Below are 18,630 nucleotides of genomic sequence, written 5' to 3'. Positions count from 1 at the left end.
CCCGGTTCGATCATGAGTGAACACGTCCATACCAGCGTCAGCAACGGCACCGGCTTCATCGTGCTGGACCGGCCCAAGGCCCTGAATTCCCTGTCGCTCGACATGGTGCGCGGCATCACGCAAGCGCTGCTCGCCTGGCGCGAGGACGAGGCGGTGGCGGCGGTGGTCATCCGCAGCAGTAGCGAAAAGGCGTTCTGTGCCGGCGGCGACATCCGCTTCTTCCACGATGCGGGCAAGGCCACGCCGCAGGGGGGCAGCGCGCTGGTGGAGGATTTCTTCACCGAGGAATATTCGCTCAATCATCTGGTGCATTTTTATCCGAAGCCCTACATTGCGCTGATGGATGGCGTGGTGATGGGCGGCGGCATGGGCATCGCGCAAGCCGGGCCGGATGCGCGCGTGCGCGTCGTCACCGAGAAGACCAAGATGGCGATGCCGGAAGTGAACATCGGCCTGTTTCCGGATGTCGGCGGCAGCTATTTCCTGTCGCGTGCGCCGGGCGCGCTGGGCTACTACCTCGGGATCACCGGCGTCACCATCGACGCCGCCGATGCCTTGTACGCCGGCCTGGCCGATCATTACGCGCCGACTTCCGACCGCGCCGCGCTGGAAGAGCTGCTGAACAGTACGCCGGGGCTGGATCTGCCGGTCGCCATCCAGGCGTACAGCAGCATGCACAAGGCTGGCGGTGGCGCGCTGGAGGCCGATCGCGCCGCCATCGAGCGGCACTTCAGCGCCGGCTCTGTGCCGGCCATTGTCGCTTCGCTGCAAGCCGACAGCGGCCCGTTCGCGCAGAAAACGCTGGAAATGATGGCCAGCCGCTCGCCGCTGATGATGTGCGTCACCTATGAACTGATCAGGCGGGGGGCGGAACTGGACGTGGCAGGCTGCCTGCGCATGGAGCGCGCCGTGGTCCGCCGCAACTTTGAAAACGGCGAAGTCATCGAAGGCGTGCGCGCCTTGGTGATCGACAAGGACAATCAGCCGGAATGGCGGCCGGCGGCGCTGGAACAGGTCACCGACCACATGGTGCGACGCTTCTTCGAACCAGTTTGGCCCGACTACGCGCACCCGCTGCGGCACCTGTGATTATTGTTCGCGGTGGCGCAGGACCACGCGCTCGGCGGCGCTGAAGTGGGCGGCGAGTTTTTCCGCCATGTAGACCGAGCGGTGCTGACCGCCGGTGCAGCCCAGCGCCACGGTCAGGTAGCTGCGGTTGTCGCTTTTGAAGGCGGGCAGCCATTTTTCCACGAAGCTGCGGATATCGTTCAGCATTTCGCCGGCGCTGGGCTGGGCGTCGAGGAAATCGACGACGGGCGCGTCCATGCCGGTCAGCGGGCGCAGCGTCAGGTCGTAATAGGGGTTGGGCAGCGCGCGCACGTCGAACACGAAATCGGCGTCCATCGGCACGCCCAGCTTGAAGGCGAACGACTCGAAGAACAGCGTCAGCGGCGCGCCTTCGATCGCCACCAGGTCCTTGACCCAGGCACGCAGCTTGTTGGCGCTCAGCTCCGAGGTGTCGATCACATGGCCCAGTTTTTCGATCGGCGACAGGCGCTCGCGCTCTTCCATGATGCATTCGATCAGGGTGCGGCGGCCGGCCGGGTTCTGGCCCGGCCTTAATTCGTGCGACAGCGGATGGCTGCGGCGGGTTTCCGAAAAGCGCGCCACCAGCGAGTGGGTATTCGCGGTCAGGAACATCACCTTGACGTCGTGCCCCTGCTCGCGCAGGCGCTGGACGTTGCCGGGCAGCGTGGCCAGCGATTCGGCGCTGCGGGCGTCGACCGCCACGGCCAGCGATTGCAGGCCCTCGGCCGTCAGGGTGTCGACCAGGTTGGAAAGCAGGGCGGGCGGCAGATTGTCGACGCAGTAATGTCCCGTGTCTTCCAGAACGTTGAGGGCGACGGATTTGCCGGAGCCGGAGATGCCGGTGATGAGAACGATACGCATATTCCCGATGATACCATCGGTGCGTTAATCGCCGCTCATCGCTTGCCTTTGGCGCTCCATAAATTCTTGCAGGGTGTCGATGCCGCGCAGTTGCAGGATGGTGTTGCGCACGGCGGCTTCCAGCAGCACGGCGATGTTGCGGCCGGCCGCCACCGGGATCACCACCTTGCGGATTGGCAGCCCCAGCACATCCTCGGTCGGGAACTGGAACGGCAGGCGCTCGACTTCCTCGTCGGCCGCGCCGCGGCGGACCAGGTGCACGATCAGCTTCAGCCGCATCTTGCGGCGCACGGCGGTTTCGCCAAAGATGGCCTTGATGTCCAATAGGCCCAGGCCACGCACTTCCAGCAGGTTCTGCAGCAGCGGTGGGCAGCGGCCCTCGATCATGTTGGGCGCGATGCGCGAAAACTCCACCGCGTCGTCGGCCACCAGCCCGTGCGAACGCGAAATCAGTTCCAGGCCCAGCTCGCTCTTGCCGAGGCCGGAGTCGCCGGTGATCAGCACGCCCACGCCCAGCACGTCCATGAACACGCCGTGCATGATGATGCGCTGCGCCAGCTTCTTCGACAGGTAGACGCGCAGGAAGTCGATCACCTGTGCCGCCGGCAACGGGGTCGAAAACAGCGGGATGTTTTTCTCGTCGCAGATGGCCAGGATGTCGGGCGGCGTTTCCAGCCCCTGGGCAATGATCAGCGCCGGCGGCCCGCCGGCGATCAGCTCGCCGATCACGTGCGCGCGCGTCAGCGATTTCAGGCGCTGGTAGTAGTTGATTTCCTGGTGGCCGAAGACCTGGATGCGGCCCGGGTGGATGGTGTTCAGGTGGCCGACCTGGTCGGCGGCGGACGCCACGTCGCCCGAGATCTGGCGGTCGCCGCCGGGGAAGCCGGCGAACCAGCCGAGCTGCAAACTTTCGCGATTGTCGTCGTAGAGCCGTTGTATCGTCAGCGGAGTTTGCAGCATGGGGCGTCTTTATGGTGATGGGTTGAACTATCCCTAGTTTAACCCATCCCTGTCAGCCGGTGGCTTGCAGCGTCGGCAGCCAGTTGGTGATGCGCGAGTGCACCGATTTCGGATCGGTGTCGGTGCTCAGCGCGCTGCGGAAGGCGTCGTCGGAGAACATCTCGGCGATCTCGGACAGGATCTCGAGGTGCTGCTGGGTCACGTGGTCCGGAATCAGCAGGAAGAACAACAGGTTCACCGGCTTGCCGTCCGGCGACTCGAACGGAATCGGCTCGGCCAGGCGCACGAACGCGGCCAGCGGCGACTTCAGGCTCTTCATGCCCTTGATGCGGCCGTGCGGCACGGCGACGCCATGGCCCAGACCGGTCGAACCGAGGCGCTCGCGCGCGAACAGGTTATCCGAGACGGTGGAGCGGGCGATACCGCAATTGTTTTCGAAGATCAGACCGGCTTGCTCGAAAGCGCGCTTTTTGCTGGAAACTTCCAGGTCCAGCAGTACGTTCTCGAGAGAAAGTATTTTGCTCAGGTTGTTCATAATACGACAGGTGATGTTGCACCGCACAAGGGTGTCACGCGAGCAGAATTATAGGCTGGTTTGGTCCCCGTGTAACTCACTTTGCTCGCACCGACGTTGCGTTTGCGCCCGTAACGGGCCCAGCCATCAGCTGGTAAAAATGCACTGCAGAAACGATTGGCTATTTCTGTTCACAATTCTTGGAAAACACCGGTTTTTTGCGACAAACCGCCCCGATTTACCGTTTTTTCTCGTTTTCGGCGATGGCGATGCCGAACGGTCCGGCAACAGACGTTGTGGATCTCATCATACGCCTGATTTCATCGTTCGGTAGCTTTTTGGCGCGTAGCCAGTGATGCGCTTGAACGCATTGCTGAAGGCGCTCTCGGAACCATAGCCGTAACGCTGGGCCAGCACGGCCAAGGTAGTGCTTTCACCGCGCAGGTCGCGGGCCGCCAGCCGCATGCGCCAGTGCGCCAGATAGGTCAGCGGCGCGACGCCGGCCACGATTTTGAAATAGGCGGCAAAGCTGGCGCGCGACATGCCGGCGGCCTTGGCCAATTGCCCCAGCTGCCAGTTGCGGCCTGGCTCGTCATGCAACATCGATAGCACCGGCGCCAGCCGCGGATCACTGGCGGCCCGCAGCCAGCCCGCGGCGTCCGTACCGGCATCTGCCAGGTACGCGCGCAGGACCTGGATGAACAGCAGATGCGCCAGCTGCGACGAGGCCGCGCCAGTGCCGGGCAGGGCGCTGGTCTGTTCCTGCACCAGTTGTTGCAGCAGCCATTGCATCCCGGCCGCGTGCGGCGAGCCGGCGGCGATGCGGATGGTGGCCGGCAGCGCGTCGAGCAGCAACTTGCCACTGTCGGCATCGAGCGCGACTTTCCCGCCCAACATGAAGAAGTCATCGCCGGCGCCGAGGCGGCTCATGCCCTCTTTCTTGCCGGCCACCACGGTGTAGAGATCGACGGGCGCGGCATCGAGGTCGCTGCACAGTATCAGCTGCTTGTGCGCCGAGCGCAGCAAGATGTCGCCGGCGCCGATGCGCTGTGGCGGCTGGTCGCCATGGATCAGCCAGCAGCTGCCGCGCAGGATGCCGAAAAAGTTGATGGTGCCCACCGCCGGGAAGGCGATGGCCCAGGAACCGCCCGCCACCAGCCCGCCCGAGACGACGGAGTGTGCGCTGACCAGGCGCAGGACATCGGAAAGGGGATCGCTCATCCTCAGATTATTGCGCATGAATTAGCGACTTTCAAGTATTCAAAATCTGGGCTGCTGACCGTATCGTGGCGTTTTCACGAGGAGGATGCATGAGCAACTGGATGATTACCGGCATCAGCAGCGGCTTTGGCCGTTTGATGGCTGAACAACTGCTGGCGCGCGGCGAGCGTGTGGCGGGCACGGTGCGCAAGCTGGACAGCGTGGCCGATTTGACTGCGCGCTATGGCGATCGGCTGTGGCTGGCGCAACTGGATGTGCGCGACACGCCCGCCGTGCGGCGCGCGGTGGACGCCGCCTATGGCGCGCTTGGGCGTATCGATGTCATCGTCAACAATGCGGGCTACGGCTTGTTCGGCGCGGCCGAAGAGGTGACCGACGAGCAGCTCGTGCAACAGATTCAGACCAATCTGATCGGCTCGATGCAAGTGGCGCGCGCTGCCTTGCCGCATCTGCGCGCGCAGGGCGGCGGCCGCATCCTGCAAATTTCCACCATGGGCGGACAGATGGCGATGCCCGGCGCTTCGCTGTATCACGCTGCCAAGTGGGGCATCGAGGGCTTTGCCGATGCCCTGCAGCAGGAAGTGGCCGGCTTCAATATCGGCGTGACCATTGTCGAGCCGGGTGGCGCGCGCACGCAATTCCGTTATGGCAGTTCGCAGCTGGCGCCGCGGCTGGCAGCCTACGACGGCACGCCAGCCAGTCTGGCGCGTCGTATGCTGGAGGAACGCAAAGCCGTGCCCATCGGCGATCCGGCCAAAATGGTGGAACTGATGATCGCCAGTGTGGCGCAGACGCCGGCGCCGAAACGGCTGGCGCTGGGCAGCGATGCCTGGACCGGCATGCAGCGCGCATTGTCGGCGCGCCTGGCCGAGTTGGAAGCGCAGAGGGACCTGGCATTCTCGACCGACGCACCGGTCGGCGCGTAACTTGCGCCGCGGCGTGCGCGCAGTCAGACGCCTGGGGCGCCGCGCACCGCTGGCTTACTGGCGCGCGTTGCGCAGGTTCGGCGGCTTCTGCGCGGTGCTGAAGTTGCTGCGCCATGGGTTGATGTCCAGCCCGCCGCGGCGCGTGTAGCGCGCGTACACGGCCAGCTGCTGCGGCTGGCACTGGCGCAGGATGTCGACAAAGATGCGCTCCACGCATTGCTCGTGGAATTCGTTGTGCTCGCGGAAGCCGATCAGGTATTTGAGCAAGCTTTCCTGGTCGATCTGCGGACCGGCGTAATGGATTTGCACGCTGGCCCAGTCCGGCTGGCCGGTGACCAGGCAGTTCGACTTCAACAGGTGCGAGACCAGTTTTTCCTCGACCGGCTCTTCGTCGAAGGCGGCGCTCAGGATGTCCGGGGACGGGCTGTAGTTGTCGACCTCGATATCGAGGCGGTCCAGCAGCAGCCCGTCCAGCTCGCCCATGCTCACCATGCCGAACTCTTCCGGCTGGGTCAGGATGATGTGCACATTGCCGCCGGCCGCGGCCGACAGATCCTGCTGCAGCAGCGCCTTCAGCGCCGCGACGTTTTCCAGCCGGGTCTGGTTGAACGAGTTCAGGTACAGCTTGAACGACTTCGATTCGATGATGTTGGGCGAGTCGGCCGGGAAGGTGATGCGCGCAATCGCCACCTGCGGCTTGCCGCGCAGGTTCAGCCACGAAATCTCATACGCGTTCCAGATATCGACGCCAAAGAACGGCAGCGTGCCCGACAAGCCCAGCTCGTCGCGCTTGCCCTGGCGCGGGATGGGGAACAGCAGTTCCGGCGCGTAATCGGTGCGATAGGCAGAGGTTTTCCCCAGCGGGGACTGGTCGGCGGTGTTGGTCATGTGAGCGGGAAAGACGATGGAGGTGGCGACATTGTAACGCGCCGGCGTCACGTCTGCCGCTGGCCGCACTCGGTGCAAAACTTGGTGCCCGGCTCCAGCATGGTGGAACAATGGCTGCACGCCACCTGCTGCGCCATCCTGAAACCGCACTCGGGACAAAACTTGGCGCCATGCGTCTCGGTGCGGCACTGCGGGCAGACCAGTTGCATGGCTGGGGTGGCGTCGCGCTGGCGGCCGCGGGCATAACCCTCCTCGGTGGCCACTTCGCGCGCGCCGGTGATCTCGCCCTGCGCGCGGGCCTGGGTGATGGCGACGTTGACATTCGGCGCGCAATTGAAGCACAGCCCCTTGGCCGCGTCGAAGCACGGTTCGCACACATAGCGGTGGCAATCGCCGCAACGGTTGAAATGGGCCTTGGCCGCGGCCACCGCGCCGGTGAAGGCGTCGTCGCGCGCGCTGTGCCAGCCGGCCTCGGCGACGCCGTTCAGCACGCTGCTGGCGCTGCCGAGCAGGCCGCCGAACAGGCTGGCGCCCTTCTGCACCCAGCCGGACGCCTGGCCGCTGCGATACGGCTCGAAACGGGTGCGCCAGCGGTCGCTGCAGCGCTGGCAGTAAAACTCGAACTGGAAGCCGGCATCGACGCCGGACGCGTTGCTGAGATCCTGATAATTGCTGGAAAACTGCATTTCGGTAGACATGGCGCTCCCGCAGTCAAATATGCCCAACGTGCAATTATATTAAGACTGCGGCAGACCTGCTTTCAACCGTGCGCGGCCTTAGCCGAGGAACAGCTGGTACACCGGGTTCGCGCTCTCGTCCCAGTAGCGGTAGCCCAGCGTGGCGAGGAATTGCGCGAAATCGCTCATTTCCTCGGGCGGCACCTGCAGGCCGATGACGATGCGGCCGACGTCGCCGCCCTGGCTGCGGTAATGGCACAGCGAGATGTTCCAGTTCGGCGCCATCGAATCGAGGAAGCGCATCAGCGCGCCCGGACGTTCGGGGAACTCGAAGCGGTACAGCAGCTCGTTGTCGGCCAGCGGGCTCTTGCCGCCGACCAGATGGCGCAAGTGGGTCTTGGCCAGCTCGTCGTGGGTCAGGTCCAGCGCCTTGAAGCCGTGTTCCTCGAAGCGTCGCGCCAGCGCGCCCGATTCGTTGCGGTCGGCGATCTGCACGCCGCAGAACACGTGGGCGTCATCCTTGTCGCTGATGCGGTAGGTGAACTCGGTGACGTTGCGCGAACCGACCAGCTGGCACAGGCGGCGGAAGCTGCCGCGCTGCTCGGGCAGCGTGACGGCGAACAGCGCCTCGCGCGCCTCGCCCAGCTCGGCGCGCTCGGCGACGAAGCGCAGGCGGTCGAAGTTCATGTTGGCGCCGCTGGCGATGGTGATCAGGGTTTCGTTCCTGATCGGGTCCTTGGTCAGCGCGGCGCGCTCGACGTAGGCCTTGGCGCCGGCGATGGCCAGCGCGCCGGACGGCTCCAGGATGCTGCGGGTGTCGGTGAACACGTCCTTGATGGCGGCGCTGATGGCGTCGGTATCGACCACCACCACCTCGTCCACGTACAGCTGCGCCAGGCGGAAGGTTTCCTCGCCGGCCAGGCGCACCGCGGTGCCGTCGGCAAACAGGCCGACGTCGGCCAGGGTGACGCGCTCGCCGGCCTTCAGGCTGCGCGCCATCGCATCGGAATCCAGCGACTGCACGCCGATGATCTTGATGTCCGGGCGGATCTGCTTGACGTAAGCGGCGATGCCGGCGATCAGGCCGCCGCCGCCGATGGGCACGAAGATGGCGTGGATGGGGCCGGAATGCTGGCGCAGGATTTCCATGCCGATGGTGCCCTGGCCGGCGATCACGTCGGGGTCGTCGAACGGGTGCACGAAGGTCAGCTTCTGTTCCTTTTCCAGCGTCAGCGCGTGGTTGTAGGCGTCGGTGTAGGACTCGCCGTGCAGCACCACCTCGACATCGGCGCCGCCGCGCGCGCGCACCGCATCCACCTTCACTTGTGGCGTGGTGGTCGGCATGACGATGACGGCGCGGCAGCCCATGCGGTTGGCGGAGAAGGCCACGCCCTGGGCGTGGTTGCCGGCCGAGGCGCAAATCACGCCGCGCTTGCGCTGCGCGTCGGACAGATGGGCCATCTTGTTATAGGCGCCCCGAATCTTGAAGCTGAACACGTCCTGCATGTCCTCGCGCTTGAAATAAATTCGGTTTTCATAGCGCTGCGACAGGGTCGGCGCCAGTTCCAGCGGGGTTTCAACAGCAACGTCATAGACGCGCGCGGTCAGTACTTTCTTCAGATAGTCGGTAGTCATATTCGGCAGACAAAGAGGTTCAACTTCGGGAATCTTCGATGCTAACTATCCGGCGGGTGACCGGGTGGAGCAGGGGCGCAGGTCCGGGCTGGATGGGCTGGGACCGGACTATTCAATCGTGCGGTGTGGACTCATTATAATGACACCTTTCCCTCAGCTCAAAGAAACCGATGGTCGAATCTGCAATTAGCTGGCTGCTGCACCTGCTCGCGGCGCCGGAAGTTGGCCTGACCTCGGTGTTCATCATCAGCCTGGTGTCGGCCACGCTGGTGCCGCTGGGCTCGGAGCCGGCGGTGTTTGCGGTGATCAAGGCCAATCAGGCATTGTTCTGGAGCGTGATCGGCGTCGCCACGGTCGGCAATACCATCGGCGGGGCCATCGATTACTGGATGGGCTATCAAGCCAAGCAGACCTTTGCCAAAGAACGCAAAAGCCGCTGGTTTCACTGGCTGGAGCGCTACGGCGCCAAGACCATGTTGCTGGCCTGGCTGCCCGGCATCGGCGATCCGCTGTGCACGCTGGGCGGTTGGTTGCGGCTGCCGTTCTGGCCCAGCGTGGCCTACATGGCCATCGGCAAGGGCCTGCGCTATCTGACCATGACCAGCCTGCTGTTGTACGTGCCGGACGGAGTGTGGCATCGAATCGGGCAAATGCTGAGCTAATCTGGTGCAAGTAATCATATTGCGGCATAAGCTTATGCATAAATTTGATTCAGTTTGTCGTCATTGATTTGCATGATCCTGCCGGCAATGCAGATGATTTACAAATTTTTGCCGGGTTTTTGGCTGAAGCAGAGTCCTTAGGCCATCTAAGGCTGTTCCCTCGTGGTGCGCCGCAATAGGCTAGAATGGCCCTCCCGGGTACTGTCTACTGTCTGAATCGCATAATGAACGCCCCTGCTCAAATCCAAGCTTTGCTGGCGGAAACGCCCCACGGTCCGGAGGCCACGCGCCTGCGGGAAATTCCTTATAACTACACGTCGTTTTCCGATCGCGAGATCGTGATCCGCCTGCTGGGTGAGGAATCGTGGTCGCTGCTGGATTCGCTGCGCGGGGCGCGCCAGACCGGCCGTTCGGCGCGCATGCTGTACGAGGTGCTGGGCGATATCTGGGCCGTGCGCCGCAACCCGTATCTGCAGGACGATTTGCTGGACAACCCCAAGCGCCGCCAGGAACTGATCACCGCGCTGCATCACCGTCTGGCCGAGGTGGACAAGCGCCGCCTCAGCGTCGACGAAGCGGAGAACGATGAAGCATCGCGCCAGCGCAGCGCCAACGTGGTCAAGCTGCTGCGCGCGGCCGGCAAGGCGGTGGCCGACTTCGGCGAGGAATTCAAGCAGGTCTACGATCTGCGCAAGCGCACCTACAAGGTGCTGGGCCGCTACACCGACAAGCACAACATCTGCTTCGACGGCATGAAGCGCATCAGCCACGTGACCGACGCCACCGACTGGCGCGTCGAGTATCCGTTCGTGGTGCTGACCCCCGATGGCGAAGAGGAACTGGCCGGCCTGGTCAAAGGCTGTATCGAACTGGGCCTGACCATCATCCCGCGCGGCGGCGGCACCGGCTACACCGGCGGCGCGATTCCGCTGACACCGATGTCGGCCGTGATCAACACCGAAAAGCTGCTCAACATCGGCGCGGTGGAAATGCAGGTGCTGCCGGGCCTGGACCGCGAATACGCGACCATCCACACCGGCGCCGGCGTGATCACCAACAAGGTGTCGGAAGCGGCCGAGAAGGCCGGCTTCGTGTTCGCGGTCGATCCGACCTCGGCGCACGCCTCCACCGTCGGCGGCAACATCGCCATGAACGCCGGCGGCAAGAAGGCCGTGCTGTGGGGCACGGCGCTGGACAATCTGGCCTCGTGGCGCATGGTCGATCCGAACGGCGACTGGCTGGAAGTCACCCGCCTGGACCACAATCTTTCCAAGATCCACGATACGCCGCTGGCCCGCTTCCAGCTGGAATGGACCCACCCGAGCGCACGCGGTGAAGCCAAAGGCGAGCCGTTCAAGACCGAGATCCTGGAAATCGAAGGCCGCAAGTTCCGCAAGGAAGGGCTGGGCAAGGACGTGACCGACAAGTTCCTGGCCGGCCTGCCCGGTGTGCAGAAGGAAGGTTGCGACGGCATGATCACCTCCGGCCGCTGGATTCTGCACAAGATGCCGAAGTTCACGCGTACGGTCTGCCTGGAATTCTTCGGCCAGGCGCGCGATGCGATTCCGTCGATCGTGGAAATCAAGGATTACCTGGACGGCCTGCCGGCCAGGGGCGAGCAATACGCGACCCTGCGTCTGGCCGGCCTGGAGCACCTGGACGAGCGCTATCTGCGCGCGGTCGGCTACGCCACCAAGTCCAAGCGCGGCGTGCTGCCGAAGATGGCGCTGTTCGGCGACATCGTCGGCGATGATGAAAACGCGGTGGCGCAAGCCGCCTCGGAGGTGGTACGCCTGGCCAACACCCGCGTGGGCGAGGGTTTCGTCGCCGTCAGTCCCGAGTCGCGCAAGAAGTTCTGGCTGGACCGCGCCCGCACGGCCGCCATCGCCAAGCACACCAACGCCTTCAAGATCAACGAAGACGTGGTGATCCCGCTGAACCGCATGGGCGAGTACACCGACGGTATCGAGCGCATCAATATCGAGCTGTCGATCCGCAACAAGCTGCAGCTGGTCGATGAGCTGCAAGCCTTCTTCGCCGCCGGCAATCTGCCGATCGGCAAGAGCGACGATGCCGACGACAAGGTCGGCGACGCGGAAATGTTGGGCGACCGCCAGCAACAGGCGCAAGCATTGTTGAGCCAGGTGCATGCGCGCTGGACCTATCTGCTGGGTGAACTGGACAAACCGCTGGCCTCCGCCGTGGGCGAGCTCGGCGAACACGGCCTGCAGACGCTGTTGCCGGCGCTGGACCAGCGTCTGCAAACCCAGCCGCAAGCCACGCTGTTCGACGTGGTGCAGGACCGCACCATCCGCATCAGCTGGAAGCAGGAAATCCGCGCCGTGCTGCGCCAGATCTTCAACGGCGCCGCCTACAAGCTGATCCTGGACGAGACCACCGCCATCCACCAGCGCGTGCTGCGCGGCCGCGTGTTCGTCGCGCTGCACATGCACGCCGGCGACGGCAACGTGCACACCAATCTGCCGGTGAACTCGGACCACTACGAGATGCTGCAACTGGCGCACCAGGCCGTGGCGCGCATCATGACCCTGGCGCGTTCGCTGAACGGCGTGATCTCGGGCGAGCACGGCATCGGCATCACCAAGCTGGAATTCCTGAACGAGGATGAAATCGGCCCGTTCCGCGATTACAAGCTGCGCGTCGATCCGGAAGGCCGCTTCAACAAGGGCAAGCTGCTGAACCTGGAAGGCATGGATGCCGACCTGAGCAACGCCTACACGCCATCGTTCGGCCTGATGGGCCATGAATCGCTGATCATGCAGCAAAGCGATATCGGCGCGATTGCCAACAGCGTCAAGGATTGCCTGCGCTGCGGCAAGTGCAAGCCGGTGTGCTCGACCCACGTGCCGCGCGCCAACCTGCTGTACTCGCCGCGTGACAAGATTCTGGCGACCTCGTCGCTGATCGAAGCTTTCCTGTACGAGGAACAGACCCGCCGCGGCATCTCGATCAAGCACTGGGAAGAATTCGAGGACGTGGCCGATCACTGCACCGTCTGTCACAAGTGCGTGACACCCTGTCCGGTCAACATCGACTTCGGCGACGTGTCGATGAACATGCGCAATCTGCTGCGCAAGATGGACAAGAAGAGCTTCAACCCGGGCAAGGCGGCGGCCATGTTCTACCTGAACGCCACCGATCCGGCCACCATCAACGCCACCCGCGCGGCGATGATCGGGCTTGGCTACAAGGCCCAGCGCCTGGGTAACGACATCCTGAAGAAGTTCGCCAAAAAGCAGACCAAGGCGCCGCCGCCGTCGGTGGGCAAGCCGCCGGTGCGCGAGCAGGTGATCCACTTCATCAACAAGAAAATGCCGGGCAACCTGCCGAAGAAGACCGCGCGCGCGCTGCTCGACATCGAGGACGACAAGGTGATCCCGATCATCCGCAATCCAAAGGCCACCACGGCCGATACGGAAGCGGTGTTCTACTTCCCCGGCTGCGGTTCGGAACGTCTGTTCTCGCAGGTCGGCCTGGCGACGCAGGCCATGCTGTGGGAAGTGGGCGTGCAGACCGTGCTGCCGCCGGGCTATCTGTGCTGCGGCTACCCGCAGCGCGGCGCCGGCCAGTACGACAAGGCCGACAAGATGATGACCGATAACCGCGTGCTGTTCCACCGCATGGCCAACACGCTCAACTATCTGGACATCAAGACCGTGCTGGTGTCGTGCGGCACCTGCTACGACCAGTTGGCGACCTATGAATTCGAGAAGATCTTCCCCGGCTGCCGCATCATGGACATCCACGAATATCTGCTGGAGAAGGGCGTCAGGCTGGAAGGCGTGACCGGTACGCGCTATATGTACCACGATCCCTGCCATACGCCGATGAAGACGCAGGAAGGCACCAAGATCGTCAACAGCCTGATTTCGACCGTGGACCACGTCAAGATCGAGAAGAACGACCGCTGCTGCGGCGAGTCGGGCACGCTGGCGGTGGCGCGGCCGGACATCTCCACCCAGGTGCGCTTCCGCAAGGAAGAGGAAATGACCAAGGGCGCCGGCAAGCTGCGCGCCGATGGTTTCGACGGCGACGTCAAGATCCTGACCAGCTGCCCGTCCTGCCTGCAAGGCTTGTCGCGCTACAACGAGGACAACAACACCACTGCCGATTACATCGTGGTGGAAATCGCCAAGCATCTGCTGGGCGAGAACTGGCTGCCGGATTATGTGCAGCGCGCCAATGACGGCGGCATCGAACGGGTGCTGGTGTAATCATGGCGTGCGATCTGTGCAATTTGCTGGCCGCGCCGGAGGCGGCGCTGATCTGGGCCGATGAGCGCGTCTCGGTGGTGGCGGTGGACGAGGCCGAATATCCCGGCTTCACGCGTGTGGTATGCAATGCCCACGTCAAGGAAATGACCGATCTGCCGGCCGCCGACCGCGTGCACGTGATGGATGTGGTGTGGGCGGTGGAGTCGGCGCAACGGGCGGTGATGGCGCCGGAAAAAATCAATCTGGCGAGTTTTGGTAATATGACGCCGCACGTGCACTGGCACGTTATCCCGCGCTACCGCGACGACGCGCATTTCCCCAACCCGACCTGGGCTGTGGCGCAGCGCTCGTCGTCGCCGGAGGTGCTGGCGCAGCGCAGGGCGCTGGTGCCGGCATTGCACGCGGCCATACTCGACAAAGTGAAAGCATTATGAGCAGCAAACCTACCCCGACCGGCCTGACGGTCCACAACAAGTCCAGGGTGCTGGACGTTGAATTCGACGACGGCAAGTCGTTCTCCATCCCGTTCGAACTGCTGCGCGTGTATTCGCCGTCGGCGGAAGTGATGGGGCACGGTCCGGGACAGGAAGTGCTACAGATCGGCAAACGCGAAGTCGGCATCGCCGGCATCGAACCGGTGGGCAATTACGCCGTGCAGCCGACGTTCTCGGACGGCCACAACACCGGCATCTTCACCTGGGAATATCTGTACAAGCTGGGCAACGAGAAAGATGCGTTGTGGAGCAAGTACATGGACCGCCTGCACGAAGCCGGCTTCGACGGCGACAGCGGCCGCGAGCACCTCAACGATCCGCACGGCAGCGCCGCGCAATCCCAGGGCGGTGGCTGCGGCACCGGCGGCTGCGGCTGCAAGCACTAATACGTGACCTGGTCACGTAGTAAGTAGAGCACGCGCGCGCGCGCCCATGGTGAAAGGCCGCGCAGCGTTCCAACGCTGATTGTCATGGGCTTGTAATTCTCAGGAGGGTCGACGTACTTGTACCCCGGTAGTCGGCCCATGCGCGCGACTTTCTCGTCATTCCGGATGAGGTGCTCATGCAATTCGTCCAGCTCGGCTTTGCTTTCTGCATCCAGCGGGGGGATTTCGATGTCAGCGGGAATCTCGACGCCACAAAGTTTCATAGCTATTCTCCATTAACTCGAACGGTGTCACCAGTTCTGGCAATACCTGCTGTTCCTGACTCAGAATCCATCGCATCAACGATAAGTTCCTGGCATTGGCAATATCGGCGCAATTCCAGGTCAATAAAATGTCGCAACGATTAAAGGCGGCACAGGCAATGTGCGCTGCCGTATCTTTGGATTTGGCCTTTAGACAGCCGGTGCCAATTAATAGTTCCGTGATGCTTGATATTTCTGGATGCGGGGCAAGCAAGGGTAATTGTCGTGCAATCTCCACTCTCCGCATGACGCGAAGCGGGTCGCCGCGCGCTATGTCCTCAAGTACATAAGTGGAAATAAATGTATTTTGCGGATCGCAACGGGTGTGCCACGCATAGCTGCGTCCAACTGCTGGCAGGCATGGGTGATGGGATTGTCGCTCGGCGGATCGGTCAGGTGGCGGATGACCGATGTTTCGAGATAGATGGTGGGATGCATGCTGGCCTCGCTGGCTGAGCTGCCAGATCAGGCTGCTCAGCGGCGCTGGCTTTTAGATGGATCCAAGGTGCGCTACTTTGGCTGCCAGGCCCAGACGGCGCGCACCGAAAACTTCTGCGCCGAGGCGAAGTAAGGATCCCACGCCACCCACGCATCGATACCGCCGCTGACGAAAGCTGCGCGCGCGTCCGATGGCGACAGGTACACCGCCACGATGTCGCCGATTTTCAGACCGGCCTTCTGCAAGCCGGTGCGTATCTCGGCCGCGCTCACCAGTAAGGCGAGGGCCAACAGCAGCGTAACCCATTTTTTCATCTTCATCCTTATGCGCTCTCGCGCGCCATCAATTCGCAGGCCAGCAGGTTCGAACGCGACTCTCGTGCCGATGCGGGCAAAACGCCCAGTCGTTCAAGTATGCGCAGCGCGGCGATTTCACCGATCTCGCGTCCGGGCGCCGGATGGCGGTCAGGCTGGGCAGCAGCAGCGGCGAGAAGGCGGCCGCCAGCAGCATGTGGCGCACGCCGAGCGTTATGCGCGGGCGCGTGAATTTCATCAGGTTGTCACAGGACTGTGGAATAGTTGGGACCCCGATGCGCTGACGGGCGACAAGTCCGGCGAGCTGCCTTACGATCCGGCCCGGCTGCACAAGCTGAATCACCGCGGCGCGCATTTCGCCGTGGCGGGGCTTTTGAACGTGGTGCGCAGTCCGCAGACGCAGGACGGTCAGCGCAGTCGTCAGCAGTTGCTGACCGATCTGGCGCAGGGCGAGCCCTTGACGATACGCCAGCTTTACGAGCGCCTCGCCGGTGGGCGCGGGCACTTCACGGTGGCCGGCACGGCGCGGCGGGTGGCGGATCAGATGCAGGAATGGTTTGCGGGACGCGGCGGACGGCTTCAATTTCATGGCGCCGGCGCTGCCCGCTGGTTTAGATGATTTCCTCACGCTGGTGATACCCGAGCTGCAGCGGCGCGGCCTGTTCCGCACCGCCTGCCGGGGCAGCACCTTGCGCGGGCATTTAGGTTTATAGGAGAGGGCATGAAAGCAGTGCACAGGATGTTGTTGTTGGCGCTGGCAATGGCGGCAGGCCAGACTGGTGCGCAAGAGTATTTTGGCGACGCGCGCCCCGACGCGCCCGAGCTGGCGAAACGTGGACCGCTGGCGGTCGGCGTACGCACGCTGACGGCGGCACACAACGATCAGCTCGATATCCTGCGTTACAGCGCCGAGCAGCCCGATCCCCGCTACGCGCGCAAGCTGACGCTGGAAGTCTGGTATCCGGCGCGACTGTCGTCGGCGCAAAAGGAGCATACGGTTTATACCGATGTTCTGGGCTCGGGACCAAATGATCCCAAGCGACCCAACACGCCATTCCGGTTCAATGGCCGTGCCGTCCGCGACGCCGCGCCGCTGCCGCCGGGCGCCGCGTCCGGCGCCGGCCTGGCTGAAGTCGCCGCTGGCCCGACGGGCGCTTTACCTGTGTCGGGGCGTTATCCGCTGGTGCTGCTGTCGCACGGCTACCCCGGCTCGCGCCTGCAGATGAGCTACCTGACCGAGAACCTCGCATCCAAGGGCTACGTGGTGGTGGCAATCGACCATCCGGAATCCACGCGCGCCGACAAGGCCGGTTTTGCCAGCACATTGCTGAACCGCCGTCTCGACGATCTGTTTGTGCTCGACACCGTGGCCGGCTGGGCCAAACCTGGCAGCGGCAACTTCCTGGCGGGCGTGGTCGATGCCGACAACACCGCGCTGATCGGCTATTCCATGGGCGGCTACGGTGCGCTGAACACGGTGGGCGCGGGCGTCAGCGCGGCGGCTGCGGCTTACGTCCCCGGGGGCAAGCTGGCCGTCAATCAGCAGGGCAATCCGCAATACGAGGCCGCGCGCGATGCGCGCATCAAGGCCGTGGTGGCGTTTGCGCCTTGGGGCGGCGCGCACAAGGTGTGGGACGATGCCGGCCTGGCCGGCGTGCGCACGCCGGTGCTGTTCATCAGTGGCGACCAGGACGACGTCGCCGGCTATCAGGATGGCGTGCTGCAGCTGTTCCGGAAGACCGTCCACGCCGACCGCTACCTGCTGACCTACGTCGGCGGCCGCCATAACTCGGCGCCGAATCCGCCGTCGCCGGCCATGTGGCGCAATTTCGACGACTTCCAGTCCTATTCCGAACCGTTGTGGGACAGCCGGCGCATCAACAACATCAACCAGCACTTCGTCACCGCCTTCCTCGGCATACAGTTAAAAAACGAGCCATTCCAGTCCTATCTGGACTTGCCACCTTTGCAAGCCGACGGCACCATCAAGGAAGATCCGGGACTGTGGAAGGGCTTTCCCAAGCGCGCCGCCCTCGGACTGACCTGGCAACACCTGAGCGGGCAATAGTGCGTCTTGTATAATGCAGGCAAACTAACAGGCCCGCATATCATGACCAATACCACTCACTTCGGTTACAAGACCGTCGCGGAAGAAGACAAAGTCCGCGAAGTTGCCAAGGTTTTCCATTCCGTCGCCGCCAAGTACGACATCATGAACGACGTCATGTCGGCCGGCCTGCACCGCGTGTGGAAGGCGTTCACCATCGCCAACGCGGCTGTGCGTCCCGGTTTCAAGTGCCTGGACATCGCCGGCGGCACGGGCGATCTGGCCAAGGTCTTCGCCAAGCAGGCCGGCCCGACCGGTGAAGTCTGGCTGACCGATATCAACGAGTCGATGCTGCGCGTGGGCCGCGACCGGCTCTTGAACCGCGGCCTGATCACCCCCACCTTGCTGTGTGACGCGGAAAAACTGCCATTCCCGGACAATTACTTCGACCGCGTCAGCGTGGCGTTTGGTCTGCGCAACATGACCCACAAGGATCAGGCGCTGAAGGAAATGCGCCGCGTGCTGAAGCCCGGCGGCAAGCTGCTGGTGCTGGAATTCTCGAAAGTGGCGGAGCCGCTGCAAAAACCGTACGACCTGTACTCGTTCAAGATTTTGCCGTGGATGGGCCAGAAGATCGCCAACGACGCCGACAGCTACCGCTATCTGGCCGAATCGATCCGCATGCATCCGGACCAGGAAACGCTGAAAACCATGATGGAAGAAGCGGGCCTGGAGCGCGTCACGTACTACAACCTGACGGCGGGTGTGGCCGCTTTGCACACCGGTATCAAGATGTAAGGAGTGAATATGAACCTGAAGAAAATCCTGATTGGCGCCATGATCGCCATCTCCGCCGCCTCGCTGCTGGCGGAAGCCACGGCGCGTCCGATGGGCGGCGGCCGGTCGATCGGCCGCCAGTCGCAAAACGTCAGCCGCATGCCGGCGCCGGCGCCCGCGCCACAGCAGGCGCCGCGCCAGGC

17 protein-coding genes and 1 pseudogene are annotated in these 18,630 nt (G+C 63.6%); 9 read left to right on the top strand and 9 right to left on the bottom strand.

What is annotated here, in order from left to right; translation table 11 throughout:
- Positions 1-12: 12 nt before the first annotated feature.
- The gene (locus E4L98_RS28450; RefSeq protein ID WP_135204905.1) at positions 13-1,089 is read left to right on the top strand and encodes an enoyl-CoA hydratase/isomerase family protein; all 1,077 of its coding nucleotides are present in this window, start codon (positions 13-15) and stop codon (positions 1,087-1,089) included.
- On the opposite strand, the gene rapZ is transcribed toward E4L98_RS28450, so the two are convergent.
- The 4 genes from rapZ to E4L98_RS28430 all read right to left on the bottom strand — a co-directional run bounded on the left by rapZ (position 1,090) and on the right by E4L98_RS28430 (position 4,645).
- Positions 1,090-1,950 (bottom strand): RNase adapter RapZ, encoded by an 861-nt coding sequence (rapZ, locus tag E4L98_RS28445; RefSeq protein ID WP_135204904.1) that lies wholly within the window; start codon positions 1,948-1,950, stop codon positions 1,090-1,092.
- 24 nt (positions 1,951-1,974) lie between these two features.
- Positions 1,975-2,910 (bottom strand): HPr(Ser) kinase/phosphatase, encoded by a 936-nt coding sequence (gene hprK / locus E4L98_RS28440; RefSeq protein WP_135204903.1) that lies wholly within the window; start codon positions 2,908-2,910, stop codon positions 1,975-1,977.
- A 52-nt stretch (positions 2,911-2,962) separates the two neighbouring features.
- Complete coding sequence (locus E4L98_RS28435; RefSeq protein ID WP_135204902.1) at positions 2,963-3,445, bottom strand: PTS sugar transporter subunit IIA; 483 nt, start codon at positions 3,443-3,445, stop codon at positions 2,963-2,965.
- A gap of 285 nt (positions 3,446-3,730) precedes the next feature.
- Positions 3,731-4,645, bottom strand: coding sequence for an AraC family transcriptional regulator (locus E4L98_RS28430; RefSeq protein WP_135204901.1), 915 nt, complete (start codon positions 4,643-4,645; stop codon positions 3,731-3,733).
- An 89-nt stretch (positions 4,646-4,734) separates the two neighbouring features.
- On the opposite strand from E4L98_RS28430, the gene E4L98_RS28425 reads away from it, so the two are divergent.
- Positions 4,735-5,571 (top strand): SDR family oxidoreductase, encoded by an 837-nt coding sequence (locus E4L98_RS28425; protein ID WP_135204900.1) that lies wholly within the window; start codon positions 4,735-4,737, stop codon positions 5,569-5,571.
- Between the two features lie 54 nt (positions 5,572-5,625).
- On the opposite strand, the gene queF is transcribed toward E4L98_RS28425, so the two are convergent.
- The 3 genes from queF to ilvA form a co-directional block, all read right to left on the bottom strand.
- Positions 5,626-6,459: an NADPH-dependent 7-cyano-7-deazaguanine reductase QueF gene (gene queF, locus E4L98_RS28420; protein WP_135204919.1), complete on the bottom strand. Its 834-nt coding sequence runs from the start codon at positions 6,457-6,459 to the stop codon at positions 5,626-5,628.
- 47 nt (positions 6,460-6,506) lie between these two features.
- Positions 6,507-7,157 (bottom strand): zinc ribbon domain-containing protein, encoded by a 651-nt coding sequence (locus E4L98_RS28415; protein ID WP_135204899.1) that lies wholly within the window; start codon positions 7,155-7,157, stop codon positions 6,507-6,509.
- A 78-nt stretch (positions 7,158-7,235) separates the two neighbouring features.
- Positions 7,236-8,771, bottom strand: coding sequence for a threonine ammonia-lyase, biosynthetic (ilvA, locus tag E4L98_RS28410; RefSeq protein WP_135204898.1), 1,536 nt, complete (start codon positions 8,769-8,771; stop codon positions 7,236-7,238).
- A 170-nt stretch (positions 8,772-8,941) separates the two neighbouring features.
- On the opposite strand from ilvA, the gene E4L98_RS28405 reads away from it, so the two are divergent.
- The 4 genes from E4L98_RS28405 (at position 8,942) to E4L98_RS28390 (ending at position 14,548) form a co-directional block, all read left to right on the top strand.
- On the top strand, positions 8,942-9,433 hold the full coding sequence (locus E4L98_RS28405) for a YqaA family protein (RefSeq protein ID WP_135204897.1): 492 nt from the start codon (positions 8,942-8,944) through the stop codon (positions 9,431-9,433).
- A 224-nt stretch (positions 9,434-9,657) separates the two neighbouring features.
- Positions 9,658-13,668, top strand: a complete 4,011-nt coding sequence (locus E4L98_RS28400; RefSeq protein ID WP_135204896.1) for a DUF3683 domain-containing protein — start codon at positions 9,658-9,660, stop codon at positions 13,666-13,668.
- Positions 13,669-13,670: 2 nt separating this feature from the next.
- A complete protein-coding gene (locus E4L98_RS28395) occupies positions 13,671-14,102 on the top strand; it encodes an HIT family protein (protein WP_135204895.1) in 432 nt (143 codons plus the stop codon).
- Positions 14,099-14,548 carry a gamma-butyrobetaine hydroxylase family protein gene (locus E4L98_RS28390; RefSeq protein WP_135204894.1) on the top strand — a complete coding sequence of 150 codons (450 nt, stop codon included), beginning with the start codon at positions 14,099-14,101 and terminating at the stop codon, positions 14,546-14,548. Before E4L98_RS28395 ends, E4L98_RS28390 begins: the two co-directional genes overlap by 4 nt.
- Here E4L98_RS28390 and E4L98_RS28385 read toward each other — a convergent pair.
- Together E4L98_RS28385 and E4L98_RS30990 are read right to left on the bottom strand one after the other, a co-directional pair.
- A complete protein-coding gene (locus tag E4L98_RS28385; protein WP_135204893.1) occupies positions 14,545-14,811 on the bottom strand; it encodes a hypothetical protein in 267 nt (88 codons plus the stop codon). The two genes, E4L98_RS28390 and E4L98_RS28385, sit on opposite strands and share 4 nt — an antisense overlap.
- 588 nt (positions 14,812-15,399) lie before the next feature.
- Positions 15,400-15,534, bottom strand: a pseudogene (locus tag E4L98_RS30990) (aliphatic sulfonate ABC transporter substrate-binding protein); the annotation flags it as partial.
- 265 nt (positions 15,535-15,799) lie between these two features.
- On the opposite strand from E4L98_RS30990, the gene E4L98_RS30985 reads away from it, so the two are divergent.
- From E4L98_RS30985 to ubiE, 3 genes are all read left to right on the top strand, one after another.
- Positions 15,800-16,222, top strand: coding sequence for an LLM class oxidoreductase (locus tag E4L98_RS30985; protein WP_371857299.1), 423 nt, complete (start codon positions 15,800-15,802; stop codon positions 16,220-16,222).
- A gap of 102 nt (positions 16,223-16,324) precedes the next feature.
- Positions 16,325-17,671 (top strand): alpha/beta fold hydrolase, encoded by a 1,347-nt coding sequence (locus E4L98_RS28370; protein WP_135204892.1) that lies wholly within the window; start codon positions 16,325-16,327, stop codon positions 17,669-17,671.
- Positions 17,672-17,713: 42 nt separating this feature from the next.
- Positions 17,714-18,448, top strand: coding sequence for a bifunctional demethylmenaquinone methyltransferase/2-methoxy-6-polyprenyl-1,4-benzoquinol methylase UbiE (gene ubiE, locus E4L98_RS28365; RefSeq protein ID WP_135204891.1), 735 nt, complete (start codon positions 17,714-17,716; stop codon positions 18,446-18,448).
- Positions 18,449-18,630: the final 182 nt, after the last annotated feature.

Source organism: Duganella callida, assembly GCF_004614165.1.
In the GTDB taxonomy this organism is placed as follows: domain Bacteria; phylum Pseudomonadota; class Gammaproteobacteria; order Burkholderiales; family Burkholderiaceae_D; genus Rugamonas; species Rugamonas callida.
This window is presented reverse-complemented; position numbering and strand designations above follow the sequence as displayed.